The organism is uncultured Fluviicola sp. (assembly GCF_902168135.1).
In the GTDB taxonomy this organism is placed as follows: domain Bacteria; phylum Bacteroidota; class Bacteroidia; order Flavobacteriales_D; family Crocinitomicaceae; genus Fluviicola.
The window spans coordinates 1-23,638 of record NZ_CABHOL010000052.1 but is presented as its reverse complement, the minus strand read 5'-3'; the positions used below and the strand labels follow the sequence as shown (position 1 = coordinate 23,638).

The 23,638-nt window shown below is 42.2% G+C and carries 17 protein-coding genes and 1 pseudogene; 13 read left to right on the top strand and 5 right to left on the bottom strand.

The genetic code is table 11. From position 1 onward, the window contains the following. Window positions 1-70 precede the first annotated feature (70 nt). The 10 genes from QZT69_RS17465 (at window position 71) to QZT69_RS17420 (ending at window position 12,926) form a co-directional block, all read left to right on the top strand. Entirely contained in the window at window positions 71-1,324 is a 1,254-nt protein-coding gene (locus QZT69_RS17465; protein ID WP_294678877.1) for an asparagine synthetase B, read from the top strand. Between the two features lie 419 nt (window positions 1,325-1,743). Then, on the top strand, window positions 1,744-2,787 hold the full coding sequence (locus QZT69_RS17460; RefSeq protein WP_294678869.1) for a rhodanese-related sulfurtransferase: 1,044 nt from the start codon (window positions 1,744-1,746) through the stop codon (window positions 2,785-2,787). A gap of 33 nt (window positions 2,788-2,820) precedes the next feature. After that, a complete protein-coding gene (lgt, locus tag QZT69_RS17455; RefSeq protein ID WP_294678863.1) occupies window positions 2,821-3,711 on the top strand; it encodes a prolipoprotein diacylglyceryl transferase in 891 nt (296 codons plus the stop codon). 126 nt (window positions 3,712-3,837) lie between these two features. After that, a complete protein-coding gene (gene rimO / locus QZT69_RS17450) occupies window positions 3,838-5,151 on the top strand; it encodes a 30S ribosomal protein S12 methylthiotransferase RimO (RefSeq protein ID WP_294678845.1) in 1,314 nt (437 codons plus the stop codon). Between the two features lie 340 nt (window positions 5,152-5,491). After that, window positions 5,492-5,845, top strand: a complete 354-nt coding sequence (locus tag QZT69_RS17445; protein WP_294678836.1) for a hypothetical protein — start codon at window positions 5,492-5,494, stop codon at window positions 5,843-5,845. Window positions 5,846-5,856: 11 nt separating this feature from the next. Beyond that, complete coding sequence (locus tag QZT69_RS17440) at window positions 5,857-8,160, top strand: choice-of-anchor J domain-containing protein (RefSeq protein WP_294678828.1); 2,304 nt, start codon at window positions 5,857-5,859, stop codon at window positions 8,158-8,160. A 194-nt stretch (window positions 8,161-8,354) separates the two neighbouring features. Continuing rightward, window positions 8,355-9,635, top strand: a complete 1,281-nt coding sequence (locus QZT69_RS17435) for a hypothetical protein (protein ID WP_294678823.1) — start codon at window positions 8,355-8,357, stop codon at window positions 9,633-9,635. 80 nt (window positions 9,636-9,715) lie between these two features. Beyond that, a complete protein-coding gene (locus QZT69_RS17430; RefSeq protein ID WP_294678822.1) occupies window positions 9,716-10,720 on the top strand; it encodes a hypothetical protein in 1,005 nt (334 codons plus the stop codon). A gap of 152 nt (window positions 10,721-10,872) precedes the next feature. Continuing rightward, on the top strand, window positions 10,873-11,412 hold the full coding sequence (locus QZT69_RS17425) for an RNA polymerase sigma factor (RefSeq protein WP_294678821.1): 540 nt from the start codon (window positions 10,873-10,875) through the stop codon (window positions 11,410-11,412). Next, a complete protein-coding gene (locus QZT69_RS17420) occupies window positions 11,409-12,926 on the top strand; it encodes a hypothetical protein (protein WP_294678820.1) in 1,518 nt (505 codons plus the stop codon). The genes QZT69_RS17425 and QZT69_RS17420 overlap by 4 nt, the downstream gene beginning before the upstream one ends. Here QZT69_RS17420 and xerD read toward each other — a convergent pair. Continuing rightward, window positions 12,923-13,828, bottom strand: coding sequence for a site-specific tyrosine recombinase XerD (xerD, locus tag QZT69_RS17415; RefSeq protein ID WP_294678818.1), 906 nt, complete (start codon window positions 13,826-13,828; stop codon window positions 12,923-12,925). The genes QZT69_RS17420 and xerD overlap by 4 nt on opposite strands. Before the next feature lie 2 nt (window positions 13,829-13,830). Between xerD and aroQ the strand changes: the two genes are divergently transcribed. Continuing rightward, window positions 13,831-14,262 (top strand): type II 3-dehydroquinate dehydratase, encoded by a 432-nt coding sequence (gene aroQ / locus QZT69_RS17410; RefSeq protein WP_294678810.1) that lies wholly within the window; start codon window positions 13,831-13,833, stop codon window positions 14,260-14,262. A gap of 731 nt (window positions 14,263-14,993) precedes the next feature. Here the strand turns inward: aroQ and QZT69_RS17405 are convergent. The 4 genes and pseudogenes from QZT69_RS17405 to QZT69_RS17390 all read right to left on the bottom strand — a co-directional run. After that, a pseudogene (locus QZT69_RS17405) lies at window positions 14,994-15,350 on the bottom strand (DUF1304 domain-containing protein); the annotation flags it as partial. Window positions 15,351-15,396: 46 nt separating this feature from the next. After that, a complete protein-coding gene (locus tag QZT69_RS19215; RefSeq protein WP_367242398.1) occupies window positions 15,397-16,191 on the bottom strand; it encodes a DUF1304 domain-containing protein in 795 nt (264 codons plus the stop codon). 3 nt (window positions 16,192-16,194) lie between these two features. Beyond that, complete coding sequence (locus QZT69_RS17395) at window positions 16,195-16,989, bottom strand: class I SAM-dependent methyltransferase (protein WP_294678803.1); 795 nt, start codon at window positions 16,987-16,989, stop codon at window positions 16,195-16,197. Next, window positions 16,964-17,752, bottom strand: coding sequence for a sterol desaturase family protein (locus QZT69_RS17390; RefSeq protein ID WP_294678790.1), 789 nt, complete (start codon window positions 17,750-17,752; stop codon window positions 16,964-16,966). Before QZT69_RS17390 ends, QZT69_RS17395 begins: the two co-directional genes overlap by 26 nt. Before the next feature lie 299 nt (window positions 17,753-18,051). Here QZT69_RS17390 and QZT69_RS17385 point away from each other — a divergent pair, with 299 nt between their 5' ends. Both QZT69_RS17385 and QZT69_RS17380 read left to right on the top strand, forming a co-directional pair. After that, a complete protein-coding gene (locus QZT69_RS17385) occupies window positions 18,052-20,421 on the top strand; it encodes a T9SS type A sorting domain-containing protein (protein ID WP_294678779.1) in 2,370 nt (789 codons plus the stop codon). 249 nt (window positions 20,422-20,670) lie between these two features. Further along, window positions 20,671-23,040 carry a TonB-dependent receptor plug domain-containing protein gene (locus QZT69_RS17380; RefSeq protein WP_294678757.1) on the top strand — a complete coding sequence of 790 codons (2,370 nt, stop codon included), beginning with the start codon at window positions 20,671-20,673 and terminating at the stop codon, window positions 23,038-23,040. The last annotated feature ends 598 nt before the right edge of the window (window positions 23,041-23,638 follow it).

Below are 23,638 nucleotides of genomic sequence, written 5' to 3'. Positions count from 1 at the left end.
CACAATTTATGTTGTAAATACGGCGTTATTTCTTTTTTGAATTAAATTTAGGGTCTATCACAAGCATATTATGAGATTTTTCCTGGCAATCGCATTTTTGATCGTTGTAAAAACTGCTTCGGCTTCTTCGATCCTCGTTCCGATGGATGACAGACAAACCAATCATTTAAAGGCATACGGAGTTTCTTTCTGGGTCCTTGAAAATGGTGTTGTGATGGAATGGCTGTTGAACTACCGCGGCGGATCTTTCTTATTCCCGCATTTACAGACTATTGAGGAGGAATTGATTATCCGTGGAGTGAGTTATGAAATTGTTGCTGATGGCCAGGTAAATGCAATCCGTACGGAGATTGCCAATCCGGAAGTGAATATGGAAATTGTTCAACTGGAAAAGGCTCCCAAAATAGCGGTTTACACACCGAATAGCTCTCTTCCCTGGGATGATGCGGTGACGATGGTCCTGGATTATGCCGAAATACCTTATGATAAGATCTATGATTCGGCTATCGTGATGGGAGTTCTTCCTAAGTATGACTGGCTGCACTTGCACCACGAAGATTTTACAGGTCAGTATGGTAAGTTTTATGCTTCTTTTCACCGCGAAGCCTGGTACATTAACCAGGTTGCAGATGCGGAAAAAGATGCTGCGAACTTAGGTTTTTCGAAAGTTTCCCAGTTAAAACTCGCGGTGGCAAATAACCTGCGGAATTTTGTAATGGGTGGTGGGTTTTTATTTACCATGTGCAGCGGAACCGACAGCTTTGATATTGCACTTGCAGCTCACGAAACGGATATTTGCGAGCGTATGTTTGACGGAGATCCAAGAGATCCGAATTGTCAGAATGAACTGGATTATAATATGACCTTTGCTTTTAAGGATTTTATCCTGATACAAGATCCGATGGTTTATGAATATTCAAATATCGATGGGACAGAGATGCACCGTTTACCGGCAAACCAGGATAAATTTACTTTGTTTGATTTTTCAGCTAAATGGGATGTTGTTCCGGCAATGCTAACACAATGTCATACCGATGTGATTGATGGTTTCATGGGACAGACAACGGATTTTCGACGTGATTTGATTAAATCAAATGTATTGGTAATGGGAGAGAACAAGGCTTTGAACACTGCTCGTTACATTCATGGCGAATTGGGTCAGGGAACCTGGACGTTTTACGGGGGGCACGATCCGGAAGATTTTCAACACAGAGTAGGGGATCCGCCAACAGATTTGAATCTGCACCCGAACTCACCGGGATACCGGTTGATCCTAAATAATATTTTGTTCCCGGCAGCTAAGAAGCAAAAGCGGAAAACATAAGATAGTTCAAAAGTTTAAATGGTTTAATAGTTTAAAACAATACACAGAAGGTTCAAAAATTGAGCTTTTTGAACCTTTGAACCATTTTGAACGAAATTTATTTCCCCGAAATCCAAAACAAACTTTCGTTCGTATGTGATTTGAATAGTTGCAGTTTCATTCTGCAGTAGTGTGTTTTAGCCCGGTTAATTAACCGGATAGATTTAGGGGGTTAGGTTTAAAGTTGGAAACTCTGGTTTATTTCGGTAAATCAGAGTTTTCATTTTTTTGTAAAAAAGTTTGAAGTCTTAATATCCTGAAGTCCTAATATCTTAATATCTTTGTGCCGGCGCTGAAGCTCATAGCCTTCGCAAAGCCGCTCCGGCGTAGCAAGGATGGCATAGGCGCTGTACCGACTTTTTACAAAAAACAAACATAGTATGCAACTGTGGAACACATTTAGTAAAGAGGAATTGGAGCAAAAATTGCGCGAGGCCGGTCACGAGTTTGTGACGATCTCTTTCTACAAATATGCAAAAATTGCCAATCCTCAAATTTTCAGAGATTATTTATACCAATTATTGGATAACTGCCAGGTGGTGGGCCGTATTTACGTCGCCCATGAAGGAATTAATGCACAGATTTCTGTACCCGTCAACCGGTTGAATGACTTTCGTTCTGACTTGTATTCAATTGACTTCCTGGACGGTGTGCGATTGAATATTGCAGTAGAGGAAGAGGGTGCGGAATTCCCGTTCCTGAAACTGAAGGTAAAAGTGCGTAATAAGATTTTAGCAGACGGTTTGAGCGATGACACATTCGATGTTACCAATATCGGGAAACATTTGAAGGCAGAAGAGTTCAATGAACTGACGCAGGACCCGGATACGATCCTGATCGATTTCCGAAATCATTACGAACACGAAGTAGGTCATTTCAAAGGTGCAATCCTTCCCGATGTGGATACATTCCGTGAATCCCTGCCTATTATCGAAGAAACCTATTTGAAGGGGAATGAGGATAAAAACATTGTGATGTACTGCACCGGTGGAATTCGCTGTGAAAAAGCTTCTGCCTGGTTCAAACACCGCGGATTCAAGAACGTGCACCAGCTGGAGGGTGGAATCATCAAATATGCAAACGAATGTAAGGAGAAAGGGCTTGAAAATCGTTTCATAGGGAAAAATTTCGTGTTTGATGAACGGCGTGGAGAACGGATTACAGAGGATGTTGTTTCAAACTGCCATCAGTGTGGAGAGCCGGCTGATGTACACGTAAACTGCGCAAACGAAGCTTGTCATCTGCTGTTTATTCAGTGTGAAAAATGCAATGAAAAATACGAAAACTGCTGTACTCCCGAATGCCAGGAAATCATTCATCTTCCTTTAGAAGAACAGAAAGCCTTGAGAAAAGGACAGGATAACAGCAATAAAATCTTTAAAAAAGGACGGGCAGAGCACTTGTTGCAGAAATTGAATCAATAAAACAGCTAACTTAGGCCGACAAAAATCAAGCACGTGGAATTAGTAATTGACTGGAAAGTAGACTCGCAACTTATCGACGGATGGTCTACCCCGAACTTATACGGATTGTTGTTCGTAGGAGGAATGATCTTCGGATATTACATGATCAAAAGAATGTTTAAATCTGAGGGAATCTCCGATAAGTACCTCGATAAATTATTGTTGTATGTTGTTCCGGCAACAGTCATAGGTGCTCGTTTGGGCCACGTTTTGTTCTACGGGCCTTATTGGGATACGTTTGATTCGAGCGGAAGATTGATCGAAGAAGGGTATTTTTCCCATCCGATGTCGATTTTGAGAGTTTGGGAAGGTGGATTAGCGAGCCATGGTGCAGCTATTATGATCCTGGTGATGCTTTATGTGTACTCTAGAAGTGTCATCCACCGGCCGATGTTGTGGATTTTGGACCGGATTGTAGCTCCGATTGCTATTGCAGGATGTTTTATCCGCTTGGGGAACCTGGTAAATCATGAAATTATCGGTACGCCGACAGATCTGCCATGGGGTTTCAAGTTTTACAATGCCCCGGAATACTTTGATGCTAATGGAAATCCGATTCCGCGCCATCCGGCACAATTGTATGAGTCCATCACGTATTTATTCTCATTCATCGTGTTGATGAGAATGTACTGGAAAACAAATGCAAAAGCGATTCCGGGAAGGTTATTCGGAATGTTCATGATCCTGATCTGGACAGCGCGCTTTGTGATCGAGTTCATCAAAGTAGGACAAACACAGCGCGATGATGTTTGGGTGTTGAATACAGGTCAGTTGTTAAGTATACCTTTTATTTTAATCGGGTTATACTTAACCTTTCGCAAAGTTCCTGTGAAAGAACAAACCAAATTTGACGAAGCTGTAGCGAAACCGCTTCCGTTGAAATAAAAGAATGAAAAAAACGTAGGGGCGTCTCGGTTTAACCGAGACGCCCCTACGTTTTTGGTCTGACAAATTTTGCATTTTAAATATTGAATTACTAGTCGTATCTTTGCACCCCTTTTGGTTGATTTCATGAAAACAAAAACACTTCGTAAGAATAAAGTAAATGTGATAACGCTTGGTTGTGCAAAGAATACCTTTGACTCTGAAGTGATGATGGCGCAATTAGCAGCCAACAAGTTTGAAGTGGAACATGAAGCCAAGCAGGATGATTCAGAGATCGTGATCATCAATACCTGTGGATTCATTGACAATGCGAAACAGGAATCCATTGAAACCATCCTGCGTTATGCTGACGCGAAAAAAGAAGGGTTGGTAGACAAAGTATATGTGACCGGTTGCCTGGCGCAGCGTTATAAAGATGACCTGGAACAGGAAATTCCGGAGGTAGATGCTTTTTTCGGAACGAGAGAGTTGCCGAGATTGCTAAAAACATTGAAAGCAGATTATAAGCATGAGCTGGTTGGAGAACGTTTATTGACAACTCCATCCCATTATGCTTATTTTAAAATAGCAGAAGGCTGTGACAGGCCTTGTTCGTTTTGTGCCATCCCTTTGATGAGAGGGAAACACGTTTCAACACCGATGGACCAGTTGGTAAATTCTGCGAAAAGCCTTGCTGCCCAGGGAGTGAAAGAGATTCTGCTTATTGCCCAGGATTTGACTTACTATGGGTTGGATATCTACAAAAAGCGCAACTTGGCGGAATTATTGGACCAGCTGGCTGCTGTTGAAGGAATCGAATGGATCCGTCTGCACTACGCTTTCCCGGCAGGTTTCCCGATGGATGTGCTCGATGCAATGGTGAAACATCCGAATGTGTGTTTGTACCTCGATATGCCCTTGCAGCACGGATCTACAAAAATCCTGCAGTCTATGCGCCGTGGAATTACCCGAGAGAAAACCGAAGCTTTGGTGAATACAATCCGCGAGAAGGTTCCCGGAGTTGCTATACGCACAACTTTGATTGCCGGATATCCCGGAGAGACAGAAGAGGATTTCGATGAAATGTATGAATTCGTGGAACGTATGCGTTTTGACCGCTTGGGAATCTTTACCTATTCTCACGAAGAAAATACACATGCTTACTCTTTGGAAGATGATGTTCCGGATGAAGTGAAACGCCAGCGGGCGGATGAAATCATGGAGCTTCAATCCGGTATCAGCTACGAACTGAACCAGGAAAAGATCGGAAAGACATTTAAAGTACTATTCGACCGCATCGAAGGAGATTATTTCATTGGTCGCACGGAATTCGATTCCCCGGAAGTTGATAATGAGGTGCTTGTGAAAAAATCCGAAGGATATGTGAGTATCGGTGATTTCGCAATGGTCGAAATTACTTCTGCGGATCACTATGATCTTTACGGAAAATTCGTGCTATAAGTTTAGTAACCATTAATTTAATATTAAATGTTTGTTCAGCGCTTGAATTTGTTAGTTCATAGCTGTATTTCTGTCATTTGTCGATGAGCAAATTGATAACTCAGTGATTTAATGCTATTTTTGGTGGGTACAATACTATTACTAACTTAAAAATATGGTTACTATTCATGCGTAAGATCTGAAAACATCAGAATATCATCTTTTTTTCGATTCAGTTTCATGAATTGATTTCGACAAATTTTTCACTTAAGGGTAAACCCCTGATTTTATTCTTTTGACCACTAAAGCTGATTCGTACGGATTGTATTCCCTTATTTTTGAACAAATTAAACAAGTTGCTATGAAAAAAAAGTTACTATTCATTGGGCTTTGTGTATGTTCATTTGCTGATCTCAGTTATGGGCAGTCCCAAACCACTTCACTAAAAGAATCAACACCGATTGTTGTTTCATCACATCCGGCACTTAGCGCCCAACGTGCCAAATTGGATTCAAAACAAGCTGAAATCAATCAGGCTGTTACTTCCTCAAGAGCACAAATGAGTAAACTGAACGAGGAATTCCGTGTTTTGAAGGAAGAATATGTTCGATTACTAACTGCGGAACTGGAGAAAGTCACGGAAGCACAACTGAAGACTCAGTTGCAGGAAGAAATCACACGTTACTCTGAAGTAGCGAATTCCCCAACACGTTAATCACTGAGTTTATGAAAACAAGCATTTTAAAAACAGCTGCTATCTGCGGTTTGTTCGTACTTGGGTGTATATCAAAGTACAGCGCACAGGCTTATACCGAATCATTTGATGACATTACGTTATTGACTGGTAATGGTTGGCTTATTCAAAACAATAGTACGCCGGTCGGAAGTATTAGCTGGTTTCAGGGAACGGCAACAAATGCGACCCCAACTCCCGGACCATTCGACTCATATACCGGAGCCGCCAACTCTTACATCGGAGTAAATTTCAACAGTACCGGAAGTACCGGAACAATCAGTAACTGGCTGATAACTCCGAACCGTACCTTGAAAAACGGGGATGTGTTTACATTTTATACCAGAAAACCAACCATCGGGGCTGGTCAAACAGATTATCCGGATCGTTTGGAAGTTCGTTTGAGCACCAACGGGGCTAGTACCAACGTCGGTAGTGGAGCTACAGCTACGGGTGATTTTACTACATTGTTATTAAGTGTCAATCCGACATTAGTTGCGGGCGTTTATCCACAGGTATGGACACAATATACGATCACAATTTCGGGGCTTCCAGCACCAACATCCGGAAGAATTGCTTTCCGTTATTTTGTAACCGGGGCAGGTTCGTTGGGATCGAATTCGGATTACATTGGGATTGACCAGGTCGTTTACACACCATACGTTTGTCCTGCATTCACAATGACTACCGGTGGTGCCTTGACAGGTGGAACCGCAGGTTCTGCTTATTCACTTGGATTGACACAAACAGGTGCTTTGGGAGCGCCTAGTTACGCAATCACCGCAGGAGCACTTCCTCCGGGATTGACTTTGTCGGCAAGCGGAACAATTTCCGGAACGCCGACTGCAACAGGAACCTTCAATTTCACGGCAACAGTGAGTGATGCTAGCGGATGTTCCGGGTCGCAGGCTTATTCGATCACGGTGGTTTGTCCTCCAAACCCGATTTCTTTTACACCTGCACCGGCATTGTGTGATAACGGAAGTGCATATACTTTAGTACAAGGATCACCTGCCGGTGGAACATATTCCGGAGCGGGAGTTTCGGGAGGTACTTTTAATCCTGCAATGGGTACGCAAACGGTAACTTATGATTACACGGATCCTTACGGATGTTCATTTAATTCAAATTATACGATCACAGTAAATACGGCTCCGATGGTTTCCCTGGGTACTTTTGCAGCCGTTTGTGATAATGCGGGAACTATTGCGTTGACGGGTGGAACTCCGGCCGGAGGAACATATAGCGGAACTGGTGTTACGGGAACTGACTTTGATCCTGCTTCCGGTACACAGACTATAACTTATACTTACACAGATGCAAATAGCTGTACCAATACCGATGCGCAGCTTATTACCGTAAATACAGCACCTACTGTTTCTCAGGGTGCGATTTCTGCAGTTTGTAGTAATTCAGGAATGCTGGCGCTGACAGGTGGAAGTCCTGCGGGTGGATCTTACAGCGGAACTGGAGTTTCAGGATCTGATTTTGATCCTGCGTCAGGGACACAGACAATTACCTACACATTCACAGATGCAAACGGCTGTATGAATGATGCTTCGACGACAATTACTGTAAATGATGCTCCAACGGTTACTCAGGATCCTATTTCTGCAGTCTGCAGTAATTCGGGGGTACTTGCACTGACTGGTGGAAGTCCGGCAGGAGGAGTTTATAGTGGAACGGGTGTTACAGGAACTGACTTTGATCCTGCTTCAGGAACGCAGACAATTACTTATACATTCACAGACGGAAACGGTTGTGCGGAAGGAGCTTCAACAACTATTACGGTAAACACTGCTCCAACTGTAGCGTTTGTTTCACCGGTTTCAAGCATGTGTTTGAACCATGCGCCATTGACTCTTTCAGGCGGAACGCCGGTGGGAGGAACTTATAGCGGTACAGGAGTAACAGGAGGTAGTTTCAATCCGGTAACAGCAGGAATAGGAAATCATGTGATTACTTATTCGTTTACGGATGTGAACGGATGTGAAGGTGAAGCAACATTTACCATGAACGTTAGCGGATGTTTAGGACTTGCTGAAAATGGACAGGATTTAGGATTGGAGGTCTATCCGAACCCTACCAATGGCAAATTCATTGCGGCTGCATCTTCGGGAGCTGAGTTTTCAATTGTAAGTGTAATGGACGTTCAGGGGAAAGAAGTTCAATTTGTTTCTTCCGAATCTGTTGCATCAGTAATAGAGGTGGATCTTTCTGGTCAGAAGCCGGGAGTTTATTTCGTAAAAGGATTTGCGAACGGAGAACATTTTATCTTCCGTATACAGAAGCAATAAATTGACATATCAACTAACTGTTTAATTATCAAATAGTTGAAAAACCACACTTCGATGAAGTGTGGTTTTTTTTCGATTAAAAAGTTTTAATTTTCGACGAAACAAGGCGTTTGTTTGTTGAAATCGGCTAAATATTAATTAGTGTCATTAAGAAATCAGGAAGATTCTAATTTTAGAATTACAACTTAAACACTATGAAATATTTACTACAACTTAAGGCAATTAAGATTGCCGTACTATTACTCTTAGCGACTGCTACTACACAGGCACAGACCAATTACAAAGTTTTTGTACCTCAGAGTTATCTCACGAAAAATTATCTTGCCTCAGCTACGGATAATATTCCTAATCGTGGACGGTACATTGCTGAAAAATGGTTTGAACTGGTTCTGGAGCAGGAACATGCTGAGACTTATGTACGTTCTGTATTTGAATCAGCCGAAATTCCTGTGCTGAACGTAACCAGTTCTAAGATCATGATACCATTCAGAGAAAAAGCCGGGGGAAACAATTGCGAAGCTGCAGAATTATTGTGTTCCAATACCTCGCAAACAGCAAATAGCGGTGGCGCAGGAACACAGGAATTAACCGGGGCTAATCAGGGATGCCTGGGAACTGAGCATCAATCCTCATGGTACTATTTGAATATTCAAACGGGTGGCACGTTAACAATGACCATTAACCCGAATAGCAGTAGTGATGATTATGATTTTGCAATCTGGGGACCATTTACAACTGCCACTGCAGGGACAAACTGCCCGCCAATATCTGCTCCGGCCCGCTGTAGTTATTCGGCCTGTACCGGTCCTACCGGAATCGGTACCGGGGATGGCTGCTGGTCATGTGGGTTTTTTGGACTTTCGACATGCTATGGTCCCGTTACAGGTACCGGTACCAGTGAATCAGCTAGTGGAGATAGCTGGATTTCAGCTTTATCAACTTCAGCGAATCAGGTCTATATCCTTTTGGTGGATAATTTTTCCAACTCGGGACAGCCCTATAATTTATCTTTCGGCGGAACTTCTGTTTTGGGATGTACGCCAGTTGTATTGCCAATAGTGCTGGCTGATTTTAACGTTGCAAAAACTTCCCAGGGAAATAGGTTGAGCTGGGTAACGGAAACAGAGGACAGAACGGATTATTTCACGGTGGAATGGACAACAGATCCGGCTTCAGGAGATTGGAAAGAGATTGCGAATGTGAAGGCCCGTGGTTATTCCCAGGAAAACTATCATTACAATACGATCCATGCGGCTCCTTCCGTGAGTGAGATCAATTATTACCGTTTAAATCTGATCGATTTGGATGGTTCCAAAACAACATTCAGTGCTAAGATGTTAAGTGCCGACAATTCCCGGGGTATCAAAAAAGTGGAACGCGTTTTCAATACGATGGGACAGGAAGTTGACGAAAACTGTAAAGGAGTGGTAATCTATTATTACTCCGACGGAACAACGGAAAGAATGTACAGGTAACCTAAGTAAATGATAGTTAATAATCCTATTTTAAGTCGTTCGGAAACGGACGACTTTTATTTTTTTCTTATTTTGGCGCCATGGACATTCAAAACCGACTACTTGAACAGCTAAAAGCGAAACTTCCACCTGAAACTTCACTGGGTAAGTTGTTGATGGATGATTTGGAGTTATCACGGGATTCTGCTTATCGAAGAGCCCGGGGTGAAACGGCATTGAAACCGGAGGAAATCAACCTGCTTTGTCAAAAGTACGATCTGTCGATCGATAAAATTATTGGTGTTTCGGGGAAAAGTGTGACTTTTCAGTATAATCCGATCCAGCGTTCGGAATTTTCTTTCGAGACTTATCTGAACGGAATCATGGATGGTTTTAAACGGATGGTGGCCCAGCGTACGCAAGAGCTTTATATGTCGAACCTGGATTTGATTATCTTCCAGTTATTGAATTCTCCGGCTCTCTTACGATTTAAGTTGTTGTATTTCGGGAAATGTTATTTGAAGCTTGGGCAGTTGGAGAACGTCAAATTCCACAAAGGATGGAAAGGCGATATTTCCGATGAACAGCTGCAGCAGATGGCTAATTTCTATATCCGTGTGAAATCAACGGAAGTGATCGGCTACGATGCCGGAAAAGGATTGATACGGGAAATAGTTTCGTTCTATGAGCTGGGATATTTTGAAACACCTGAAGATGCCCTTTTCCTGATCGATGAGGTTGCCGACCTGGTAGAACATATCAAAAAACAGGCAGAGATCGGACGGAAATTTATCAAAGGCCAGCCTGTAATTACAGATTCAGACAATTTCCATTTATACCTCCATCAAACCTATATCCAGGATAATACGATCATTTCGGAAACAAATGCTTACCGAATGCTCTATATCACACATAATATGTTGAATTATCTATTCACAATCGATCAGGATTATGTCAATAAATCTTTTGCCGTTTTTCATTCGATGCTGAAAAGCTGTGTGAAGATCTCCGAAGAAAATCAACGCCAGAGAAACGCTTACTTTGAAAGTCTCGGGCAGTTTATCTCCAAAGCCAGGATCCGCATCGAAGGAACAGAATTATTTTAATTTTTTTGGATTCCGGGCAACCTTTGATTTTGGAGGGAGTAACTAAGTCAGAATGATAAAAAAATTGAGAAGAAAAGTGTTTTTCTATTCGTTTGACCGATTTATTTCGTGAAGTATCAAAGCGGGTAAGGATGCGGAAAGGGAATTAACAAGTGCTGACCAAAGAAATTGAGGAACAATTTACAAAGGGCGATCGAAAGGCCTTCGATGCCGTGTATGCTGCATTTTCTGCGGCGATGTTTGCTCTGTGCCTGCGTTATACCCGTTGTTCCGATGATGCCCAGGATGTGCTTCAGGAGGCTTTCATAAAAGTGTATAAAAGCTGTGATCAGTATTCGATGGACAAACCCCTTGCGGCTTGGATAAAAACAATTACCATAAATACAGCGTTATCCTACATTAAAAAGAATTACCGATTTGAGCTGCATGAAGACGACGATTTTTTTGATGAACAACAGGAGGTGCACTTCGATCAGGAGGACCAGGAGAAATTAAAGAACAAATTAATTCGAATCCTCAATGAACTGCCCGATGGTTACAGAACGGTCTTTAATCTTTTTGTAATCGACAATTTGACGCACAAAGAAATAGCCGAGTATTTGTCTATTTCCGAAAGTACCAGTAAAACCCAATACTTCAAAGCTAAGAAGATGATTCATAGTTTACTTGAAGTTTCAAACCAAAAAGCATGACAGAGGACAATAACATAAATAAGTTGTTCAGGGGTGTCTTTGAGAATCTCGAAGTGACTCCTCCTGTTTCTGTGAAAATGGAAATTGATAAGCAGCTTGGGCCTAAAAGAAAGTTCCGATTTATCTTTTGGTGGCTTCCGGTAGTGCTTTTGCTGTTGGGAGGAATTGCTTTTGCAGTGCTCCGGAATGGCTCAGGCGAATCGGAAACAAATCAGTCCCGCGTTGTTTCGGAGTTCAACGATACATCTGTGGGGCAGGGTAGTTCGTCCTTAGATCACACTTCAGAAAATTCATCGGCTTCGAACGTCTATACTAAGTCAGGCCGGAGTGAAAAACAGATAGAGAATGATAAGAAGAATGAGAAAGAGAATGGATCTTCGGAGGAATTATCAGTAATTGTGGATCAAAGAGGAACAAAACAGCAACTTACTTTGAAAAAGGGAAATACTGTTCGATCAAATCAGAATGAATCGGTTACGGAAGAAAAAGGTGGGACATCGAAATCCGGAAAAATCAAAAAAAACGCTAAATCCGGGCAATCAACGAAAGCAACAAAAAGAGCTGTATCCAATATGTCGAAATCAGGAGCCGGTTCAAAAAGAACAAATGACGCTTCAGGAGATTCGAAGCAACAACTCGATTTGGAACAGACAAATTTATCCGGTTCACCGCAAAACACAGAGCCCATTGATGCTAAATCAACGCAAAAAGAAGATGCGAAATCTCCGAAGGATAAGTCTGTTAAGAATCAGCCTTCAGATTCCTTGCAAAAAGCAGACACTTCAACAACTGCTGCTAAAACGGATTCTTTGTCAAAACCACTTGATGAAACGTCAAAAGTAAAACCTACGAAAGATGAATCGAAGGCGAAAAAATGGATGTTAGAACTGTATGTAGGTCCGCGTTTCGGGGCGAAAACATCAAAAACCGATTTTGTTCTGAAAGAAGCAACTTCTTACCAGATTGGTTTAGGTTTTTCAAGGAACCTGGAATTAGGACCTTTGAAATACATAACACTTGATGGTGAATACGGCTCCGGAAAGGAATCGTATAAACAGAATATCATAACAAACTCGGTTTATTTTGTAGGAATTGACTCCATTCCATATTTTGATACGATCACAGATACGGTTCCGGCAGGTTATACTTATTACAATAATTACGACACGACTACAAGTACTATTGAGAATACACGAAATTCAAGTATTACCCGGTTTGCATTCGGGTTGAAAGCACAGTTCAATTTTAATTTGGGTGCCGGATTTGGATTGGCGGTTGTACCCGGATACTATTATTCCGTAAACAAGTTCAAATTTTCAGACAGCGGGAGCGTTTCCACCTCCAGTTCTCAAATCCTGTTAGGACTGGGTGTTTACTACGATTGGAACCGTTTCCGGTTCAGGGTCGGGTTGGATACGCGCTATGAACTTATGAGAAAGAACGATAACCTATTCATAGATCGTAGAAAGTCCTTGTTGTTCCTGCCGCAATTCGGGATTGCCTTTAAGTTTTAATTGATTGTATTCCGCGGATGGTAAGTCAAAATAGCATCCCGCAGAAAACGCTGGTCCAGGTGCGTATAAATTTCAGTCGTCGTAATGTTCTCGTGTCCGAGCATGTCCTGAACAGCGCGCAAATTCGCTCCGCCTTCAATCAAATGCGTTGCAAACGAATGCCGGAAAGTATGCGGACTGATCGTTTTTTTTATCCCGGCTGTTTCAGCTAAACGCTTTATAATGGTAAAGATCATCACGCGTGTTAACTGCGCGCCGCGCCGGTTCAGGAATACAATCGCCTCACTTCCTTTTTTTACAGGAACATTTCCCCGGTCGTTTTCTGCATATAAGGTCACTTCTTCCACCACGCTCGGACTTACAGGTACCAGGCGTTCTTTATTTCCTTTCCCGATTACGCGGATAAAACCTTCGTCGAAAAAACAGTCCTCGAAGCGCAGGGAAACCAGCTCACTCACACGCAATCCGCAGCTGTAAAGTGTTTCCAAAATAGCTTTATTCCGCTGACCTTCATTTGAGCTGAGATCTATCGCGTCAATCATTGCGTCAATTTCTTCGATTGTCAACACTTCGGGCAATTTCCTGCCGACTTTCGGGAGCTCCAAACTTTCAGAAGGATCATCTTTCCGGATATCTTCCTGGAGCAGGAAATCAAAAAACTGTTTCCAGCCGCTTATAATTCGTGCCTGCGAACGCGCACTTAATCCCATGTCGTACAATTCAGCAATGAACTGTTTTAAATGTCCCGTTTGAATGTGCTCGGGAGAAAGTGTGTAAGATTCGCAAAAGTCACGTAACTTAGCAATGTCTTGTTGATAGGCGAAAATGGAATTTTCAGCCAGGCTTCGTTCAATCTTCAGGTAATGAACAAATTGTTTAATAGTACGTTCCCAATTTTTCAATGATGCGCATTCTAATTCTCAATGGCCCGAATTTAAATCTTTTAGGAACACGTGAGCCTGAAATTTACGGAAATCGTACCTTTTTACAGGTTTTGGAAGAGCTGAAGAAGCATTTTTCGGGAGAAATCGAATACATTCAAAGCAATGTAGAAGGCGAATTGATCAATGCGCTTCACGAATCAAAGCACGATGGAATTATCCTGAATGCCGGAGGTTATACGCACACAAGCATTGCAATCAGAGATGCGATTTCGGGAATTGAAATACCGGTAGTAGAAGTACACATCAGCAACCTGGCCCAGCGCGAAGAATTTCGCCACAACTCATTTATAACAGCTGTTTGCGCGGGTTCCATTATGGGTTTCGGCATGGATGGTTATCGTTTGGCTTTGGAGTGGTTCAAGGCAAATCCGCGGGGAAAGATCGGCTATTGACTATTTTACCACAAACCGCACGAAGCACACGATTTTTTGTTTTTTCGCCTGTTTTTGGTGTTATAGAGAGCATGGGAACGGAGATAAAAATCCTCGTGAGCCGGGTCTTATTAGTGGTTCATTTCAACGATAAACCAGTGTAGAACGGTATAAAGCGTTTCTCTTTAAGAGGAGAAACATAGATCAGTAAATTTAAGAATCGTTTCCGTGTCCTTCTTCTTGGGATTAATCGGTAATGAGATGAAAAATCCTCGTGGGCTTGGTGTGCCTTGTGTTCAATCTTATTTAACCGGTTCGAAGTGGATTGTCTTTTCCGAACGAACAACAGGAACGGCGGCAATGCGGTTCTCTGTTTCCAGTGTCAGCAATCTTCCCAGGCCTAATGCGATTATCCGGTTGATGCTGTCATTGTTGGTGTGAAGAATACTGAAATTCCTCCAGGTAATTGAATGGCGGTAGATTTCCCCGATTCCTTCAACATAACCTTTGTTGAGATCACTGTCCATCGGTGCGTAGTGCTGGTTTGTAACAAGTGAAACGCCGACTCCTTTTCCGTTCATATCATCGACAAAGCCAATTCCTATCAATGAATCTTTGCTGTTTCTTTTCAGGATCTCGGTTCTGGAAACTGTGTCCATTTTTCCTCTTTTGTCATTGGGCATGTAAAAATAGGTCAATCGCTCCTTCATTTTGTGACAGGTTTGCTGCTCCGTATCACACTTCCGTGGAGAGAGTAATAGCAGGGCAATTCCAATCAATGCCGGCAGGGCCTGCACGAAAAAGATCTTTTTGTCTGCCGTCACTGCGCCGTAAATTCCTGCAACGGAAACACAGACCAGGAAAAACATGCTCACATTGAAGCGCCATTCCGGGTTACAGATAAAAAACGTCCAGATCAATCCTGCGGCTAAAAATCCGTTGTACAATCCCTGGTTGGCTGCCAGCGATTTTGTTTTCGGGAACAAGTCCTTTTCAAAATTCTTGAAGGTTTTCGGACCTTTGCTTGTCCAGGCAAACATTTCTAGCCACATCACATACACGTGAAAAAGAGCCACAATTCCGATTACAATTTTAATAGCGATTTCCATAATTTACAAGTTTTTTTTGACTATCAATCTGACTTAGTTGGTGGTGCTATCGTTGATTTTGGAGTATTTTTTCTACCACCTGTTTTTTATGTTTGAGGATATTGACCAATGCCAGCGAAATAACTGAACTCAAATCTTTATCAGTGCTTTTGAGTAGAACATAATTCTCCATCCTTGGATTTTCGGAGTAAATCACACCATGATTATTTAAAGTAACTTTGAATGCTTCTCTGTTCCCGATGGCATATTGTGAAGGCCCGTAAAAATCCAATTTGTTTGATCTTTCCAGTTCATCAGTGAAAGTTACTGATAAGAACAATGAATCTGAAAAATCAGCTTTGTTATTAGTGTATACTGGAAAAGGATCGCTTAGTTTTCTTCCTTTGGAATCGATAAGATATACCAATCGGTTGTCGAATTTTTGGTTTGGTTTCTGAGTAATTGATATATGATTTTTTTCAGTGCTTATTTCGTACTCGAAAAAGAAAAGTAGTAGGACAATTCCAATTAATGCCGGAAGCGCCTGTACGAAAAAAATCTTTTTGTCTGCTGTCAATGCTCCGTAAATACCAGCTATAGAAACACAGATCAGGAAGAATAGCTGCACTTCAATTTGTGTTTTGGGATTGGAGAGAAAAAAAGACCAAATCAATCCGGCGGCTAAAAATCCGTTATACAATCCCTGGTTGGCTGCCAGTGCTTTTGTTTTCGGGAACAAGTCCTTTTCAAAATTCTTGAAGGTTTTCGGACCTTTGCTTGTCCAGGCAAACATCTCGAGCCACATCACATACACGTGAAAAAGGGCCACAATTCCGATTACAATTTTAAGAGCGATTTCCATTCGTTAGTGCGATTTCATCCCAACAATCGAATACATCATCGGGATAAAATTACCCAAATGTTTGATCCGGTATTTTCCCGGTTCGAATTCGTCTGTATGAGCGAAACAGTTGTAGTTTGAGAAATCGTACTCCTGCAAGTCCTGCAATTGGATCCCATGTTTCAATAAACTTGTAACCACTTCACTCATGGCATGGTTCCAGCTTACGGAGGTCGTTTTGATTTCAGCGTCCCGGTCGGCGTACGTGCCGCTTGCTGTTTCTATAATGGGTTCCGATTTGAAATAACGGTATCCAACTTTTTGGAAATCGTCATCAAACATCCAAACTACGGGATGGAACTCAACAAAGACAAACTTTCCGCCGGGCTTTAAAAAATGAGTGATCACCGAAGCCCATTTGTCAAGATCGGGAAGCCAGCCTATTGTTCCGTAAGAAGTAAAAACGATATCGAATTGGCTTTCCAGGTTTTGCGGCAAATCATAAAGATCGCAGCAAACAAAAGTTGCATCGGCACCGGTTATGGATGCAATTTCGCGTGCTTTGTCAATAGCTTTGTCGGAAATGTCAGCACCAACCGTGCTTGCTCCCATGCGCGCAAGTGAGATCGTGTCCTGCCCGAAATGGCACTGCAAATGCAAAATGCGTTTCCCGCTCACGTCTCCAAGCAGGGCAAGTTCGGTTTCCTGCAAGGAATTCTTTCCTGCCAAAAAAGCTGATTGGTCGTAAAAATCGGACTCCACATGCGGATCAACCCGCTGATTCCATTGTTCTTTATTTATTTCCTTGTAATTCTCCATGAATAACTTCTTTTCTATTTTTTACTTCGTCAAAAGTTTCATCGTAATCCGTCCTGAGGGTTCCCATCCAGCGGTCCCAGAACAGGAAATACAATCCGTAATTTCCATTGAAGTGTTTGTGGTGCTGGTTGTGGGCCACGGAAGTATTGATCCATTTGCCGATCCATGTTTTATGAAAGCGTGCAGGGAACAATTCAAATCCCAAATGACCGTAGACATTAATGATAAACTGCCCGAGTAAAAAAATAATCAGAGCACTGGTATGGACCGGAATTGTAAATGCAATAATAGGAATAATCATTCCTTCCAGGATACTCTCTGAAAAATGGAAAGAGTAAGCTGCCAGAGGTGTGGGATTGGTGGATTGATGATGAATAAAATGAATGTGCCGGAATAATTTCGGATGATGAATTGCCCGGTGCATCCAGTAAAAATAAGTGTCGTGAATCACGAACATTACCGGAATTGTAAATAGGTAATAAACCGATCCATAAGCGTCAACATCCTCGTAAAGATTGGTGTACGGACGTAAGACAATCACGACCAGTAAAAAAATAGTGGCAAAAATGACCGTTGTCTGCATGGAATACAGCACTTCCATCAGAATGCGTTTGTTCTTTGGGAATACCAACTGGATTTTTTGCCGGAACCACTGGTTACGGAACAAAACATAAAACAAAAGGTATGCACCACCTGCAATAATCAGGTAACGGAGTGAAATATAGTAAGCGATTTCCGGCCAAAAATTGTAAAAGCTTTCCATGTCCTTCGAATTCAATTAAAGGTCGCAATTTTAGTTTGAAGATGAACCAAGTTCCGGAATTTCTTTTTTAAAAAGATAAAAAAATCTCAAAACTGATAGTTGAGAGGTCTAAAAATTTGGTTTTGAAGTTTTTTGTTAAGTAATGTTTTATAACTAATTGTGTATCAATTTGCTGCCAAATAGATTTTCAGCTGTTAATTTATCTTTCATTTGTTAAAAAATAAGATTTTAACATTGTTAATTGTTTTAATTCAAACAATAGTTGTAATATTCCTCCGGCTAACATTAAAACGCTATTTATGAAGAAGATGAACTATTTAGTGACGACCTTATTGGTCGCAGGTGGTGCGTTAAGTGCTTATTCCCAGGAATTTAAAAAAGTATCCCTTCCCAAGGGAGTTTATTCGGAAGCAAAAGCTTTCGAACGTGTGAACCAGAAGCGAGTGAATGATGCTTTCAAAGGGCTAAAAGAAATTTATTCTTTTGATTTTGCCGCTTCCCGTCCGAAATCCGTATCTCAGCAGATCGAATCAATAGCCAGTCTGGCACTCGAAAAGTCGGGATTTGTTGCCTACTCAAATACGGCTTCAATTTCAAATTTGCTGGCAGTCCGGCCGGAAGTTCTTTCCGTTCAATTGCCTTACGAAGACCGTTTGTTGACCTTGGATTTGGTAAGGGTGAATCTCTTTACGGATGAATTTAAGCTGGAAACCAGTACACCGGGATTAGAGCAGGGGGTAGATTTAGGGGTGTATTACCAGGGAACGCTTCGAAATGAAGACGCAGTAGTTGGAGTGAGTTTCTTCGAAGATGAATTTTTTGTATTGATTAACCGAAATTCACCGGAAGATGCAACGATTGAGGCCGGTTTGATCAGACTTCCGGAAAACAATGCCGGAATCCATGTGGTTTATTCGGATGATGATTTGAAAGATAAACCGGTTTACTCGTGCGGTTCCGAAGATTTGGAACAATACCGGGAGGCGGTTGAACGCCTTTCATCCCAAAAAGGGGAGTTGAAGGATATGGAAAAGGCAACTTATAAGTGCGTGACCTATTTCTGGGAAACGCGTTACAACCTGTATACTTCAAAAGGAAGCACCCAGGCTGTTACCAATCATATCACTAACATTTTCAATAACTTCAAATTGCTTTATGAAAATGAGCAGATCGGTTCGAAGCTGAACCAGCTTTATATCTGGACAACAGCTGATACGTATAATGATAATCTGAATACCTTCTCGGCTAACCGCTCAAATTTCGGGGCTAATATCGCAACATTGTTTTCAACTACCGGCGGTGGCGGAGTTGCATGGCTGGATCAGTTGTGCGGAAGCAATGAATATTACAAACATGGGTTCTGCGGGGCTGTCGGCGGAACGGTAAATGCGGTTCCAACTTACAGCTGGGCGGTAAATGTTACAGCTCACGAAATTGGACACAACCTTGGTTCTCCACATACACATGCCTGCAGTTGGTCAGGCGGAGCAATTGATGGATGTGGTCCGCAGGCAGGATATTCGGAAGGCTGCAACGGTCCTATTCCTTCGAATGGCGGAACAATCATGAGTTATTGCCACCTGGTAAGTGCCGGAATGAACTTTACGCTGGGCTTTGGGCCTCAACCCGGAAACCTGATCAGAAGCCGTGTTAACAGCTGCATCACTTTGACTTGTGATACCGATGGCGGCGGGCAAACATGCACAAATGCCTACGAACCGAATGAAACACAGGCTGCTGCAGCAACATTAACAAGTGGAACGGCCGTTTCAGCGGCAATTGCAACCTCCGGAGATGCCGATTTCTTTAAGATCACAACTTCGACTACCACTAATAATGTGTTCAATCTGGCAGGACCTTCCGGTGTGGATTTCGACCTGGTGATTTACAACAGTGCCGGAACACAAATCGGTTCCGGAGCAGGAAGTACCGCAACAGAATCCGTTACATTGAACGGACAGGCTGCCGGAACTTATTATGCAAAAGTTTTCGGATACAACAATGCCGTAAGTGCTACCTGCTATACGCTGACCGCAACTGCGACAGCAGTAAACAACTGCTCTACAGCTTATGAGCCGAATAATTCTTCGTCTGCTGCAGCAACAATTCCATTGGCAACTACCATTTCTGCTGCAATTTCATCTGGTACGGACCAGGATTACTACAAGGTAACAACAACTGCTTCCGGAACACATTTATTTGCATTGGCAGGGCCATCCGGTGTTGATTATGACCTGAATATTTACAACAGTGCCGGAACTTTGATCGGTTCGGGAGTGGGATCAACTGCTACGGAGAATGTCTCGATTGCAAACCTGGCTGTTGGAACTTACACAGTTCGTGTGTTTGGGTACAATGGTGCAAACAGTGCAACTTGTTATACCCTGAACGTGGCAAGAACTTCGGCCTCTTTCTTCGGAGAAGAACCGAAAGCGTCAACATATTCACTTTATCCGAATCCTGTAAAGGATAAACTAGCTGTTAGTTCGTCCAATCCGGATGAAATCCTGAAAGTAGAGGTGATGGATATGAGTGGTAAAGTGCTCTCTAAAACCGAATTGCGCAGCAATGCTACAATCGATGTTTCGGATATCAGCTCCGGAGTTTATTTAGTGAAAATTACTTCGACGGCCAATGAGTCAACGCAAATCAAATTTGTGAAGGAGTAAAAAATCGTTAACCCAATCTATTCAGGAGAGGTTTCGCAAATGCGGAACCTCTTTTTTTTGCAGGTCGTTGAAAAATTGTTTTGAAGAATGCTAAAAGGAATTAGCAGTGTTATCAATCATTCCCGGACTTATATACTCTCTGCATGGTAGTTGTTCCTCTTTTTACACTCAAAAAGGTATTGGTTATAGCTTCAAACACGATGTAGCTTTGCAAAAAAAATCCGTGCTCGGGATAAAACAAACAATCTTGTGAAAAATAGTATTCTTCTTTTCCTTTTGATTTCCAGTCCTGTTCTATTTGCTCAGCAAGGAGTGATCAGCGGCAAGTTCCAGGAGAACAACCAGGCAGTTCCTTTCATTACTGTAGGACTTGAGGGGACATCATTATCAGCTCCAACGGATGAAAATGGAGTTTTTCGAATTTCGAATGTTCCTTACGGAAATTATGTGTTGAAAGCTTACAGTTCGGAGCACGAATCCTATGAAAAACAAGTAGACCTGCAGCAGCCCGAACTGGATTTGGGAGCATTACCCCTGGTTAAGATTGCCCAGATTGATGAGGTTACCGTTTTGGCGAAATCAAAGGTGCAGGAAGTGAAGGAACAACCCTTTGCAGTGGAATCTATTGATATGAAGCCGGTCCAGAACCTGAATTTGAATGTCAATCAGGTATTGAACCAATCAACAGGCGTGCGTATTCGCGAGAGCGGTGGTCTTGGATCTGACTTCGTATTTTCATTAAGTGGTTTTACAGGGAACCAGGTACGTTTTTTCGTAGATGGACTGCCTACTGATGTTATGGGAAGGTCATTCAGTATTAATGCTATTCCTGTGAACAATGTGGAGCGGGTGGAGATTTACAAAGGTGTTGTTCCGATCAACCTGGGTTCTGATGTTTTGGGCGGGGCCGTAAATATTGTAACCAATAACACCGTACGTAACTTTTTGGATGTTTCTTACGGATTCGGATCGTTTAATACGCACCAGGCAAGTTTGGTAGGAAGGTATACCACTAAAAAGGGATTTATGGTTAGTGCAAGTGCATTTTACAATTATTCCGACAATGATTTTAAAGTGGATATCAACCTGTTCGACAAGAAAACCGGGAAAATTGACGAGCATACTACTTCCGTAAGGCGTTTTAACGATGCATTCAAATCTGCAACGGGAATGGTGGAATTCGGAGTAGTGAATAAGAAATGGGCAGACCGGTTAATGGTTGGATTAATTGCGAATACAACTTACAAAGAGATTCAGCAGGGAGCTAATATGACCATTGTTGCAGGAGAAGTTCACCGAACCGAAAACAGTCTCATCCCAACATTGAAATACGAAAAGAACCATTTATTTGTCAAAAACCTGAGTCTTAAAGTTTCAGGACTTTACAGTACAATTGAACAGCAGACCGTTGATACAAGCTCCCGCATTTATGATTGGGAAGGGAATCACACTTTGAAATTGCTTTCGAATACTTCCGGTGAATTGAACTGGTACAAAACCCTGTATACTTTCAATGATCAGGCAGCACTTGCCGTTGCAACATTGAATTACAAACTTGGAAAACACCATCAGTTTACACTCAATAACACCTATTCCCGCATGCGAAGAGTTGGAAGTGATCCGCTGAAAGTAGATCCGCTTCCGTTTGAAGACCCGAATATCCTTGAGAAGAATTTTACCGGGATTTCCTACCAGTTGAAATTATTCCGGGACCGATGGACGACCTCTGTTTTCGGGAAGATGTTCAATATGAATTCCATTTTGTATAAATCAGATGATGATACAGGAGATATTCGAAGAATGGATAACGATTTTCAATTGCCGGGTTACGGAATTGCCAGCAGTTTTTTCGTGCTGAATTATTTACAGCTGAAAGCTTCTTATGAGAATACCTATCGTTTGCCGGAAGGTTATGAAGTATTCGGAGATGGATTGCTTCAATTGCCTAATGCCGATCTGCAGCCTGAGAAAAGTCAGAATATCAATGCAGGTTTCCTGTTCGGAAAGCGTTTCGGAAAACATTTGGTGAATGTGGATTTTAATTACATGTACAGGCTTCCGCAAAACCTGATCCGCTCAGTGGCTATGGGGATTACTTCGCGCTATGAAAACCTGAGCCGGGCAAAAGTAAACTGCCTGGAAGGGGCAATTAGTTATGGATACAATGATTGGTTCAAGATTGAGTTCAATGCTACATACCAGAATATCCTGAATGCATCATTAAAAGACAACGGTGAACCGGATGAGTTGTACATGGACCGCCTGCCGAATGCTCCGTACTTGTTCGGGAATGCATCATTCACATTCAATACCCGGCAATTCGGGAAATATAAGCAGCGATTTAATTTCAACTGGAACACCTCCTATATTGAAGAGTTTTACCTGAAGTGGCCTAGTTTGGGGGCGTTGAGTTCCAAATTCGTCATCCCGCGACAAATTATAAGTAATGTTTCCGTGAGTTTCACAAGTCATTCCGGGCGGTACAATATTTCTCTTTCATGCATGAACCTGTTTGATGCCATGTGCTACGATAATTTCCGGGTGCAGAAACCCGGAAGGAGCTTTAATATCAAACTTCGCTACTATTTACAAAAGAAAGCACCGCTTTCGATAAAATAGAATGGTAATCCTGTCCGGTAAGATCGACCGACAACTGATCCACCGGGATATAATTTTAAAACAAAAGTTAAATGAAAACAAAAAGTACACTTGTAATTGCTGTGATCGCTCTGTTAGGAATGACTTCAATTACTTCCTGTAAAAAGAAAAAAACGACAGAAGAAGATGAAACCCTGGTTCCGGCTTCCGGATACGTTTTGGGATTAAAAACTACCAGTGCCGGAGCTGATGCTGAGTATTTGGTAACGTCGACAGATTTGATGTCGGGAACAATTTCAGCTTCAGGAAACGGAATCGAACAAATGGGATGGATGTACTATCACCAGATCGGGAATAAATACCTGGCAATGGATTACACAAATAACATTTGTACGGGATACGAGATTGCAAACAGTACCTTGTCATCTGCAGGAAGTTTTGTGTTTGACCGTTTGGATGTTTTGACGAACGATCCGGGTGGAAACGTATTTGCGGTAAGTGCACCATGGGGTGGAGGTTCGTACGATTGTAAGTTCCAGACTGTGAATCCGAATTCCATGTCCATTACAAGTCTGTCTCTTATACACATCTGACGCTGCCGACGAAGAGGATAGTGTAG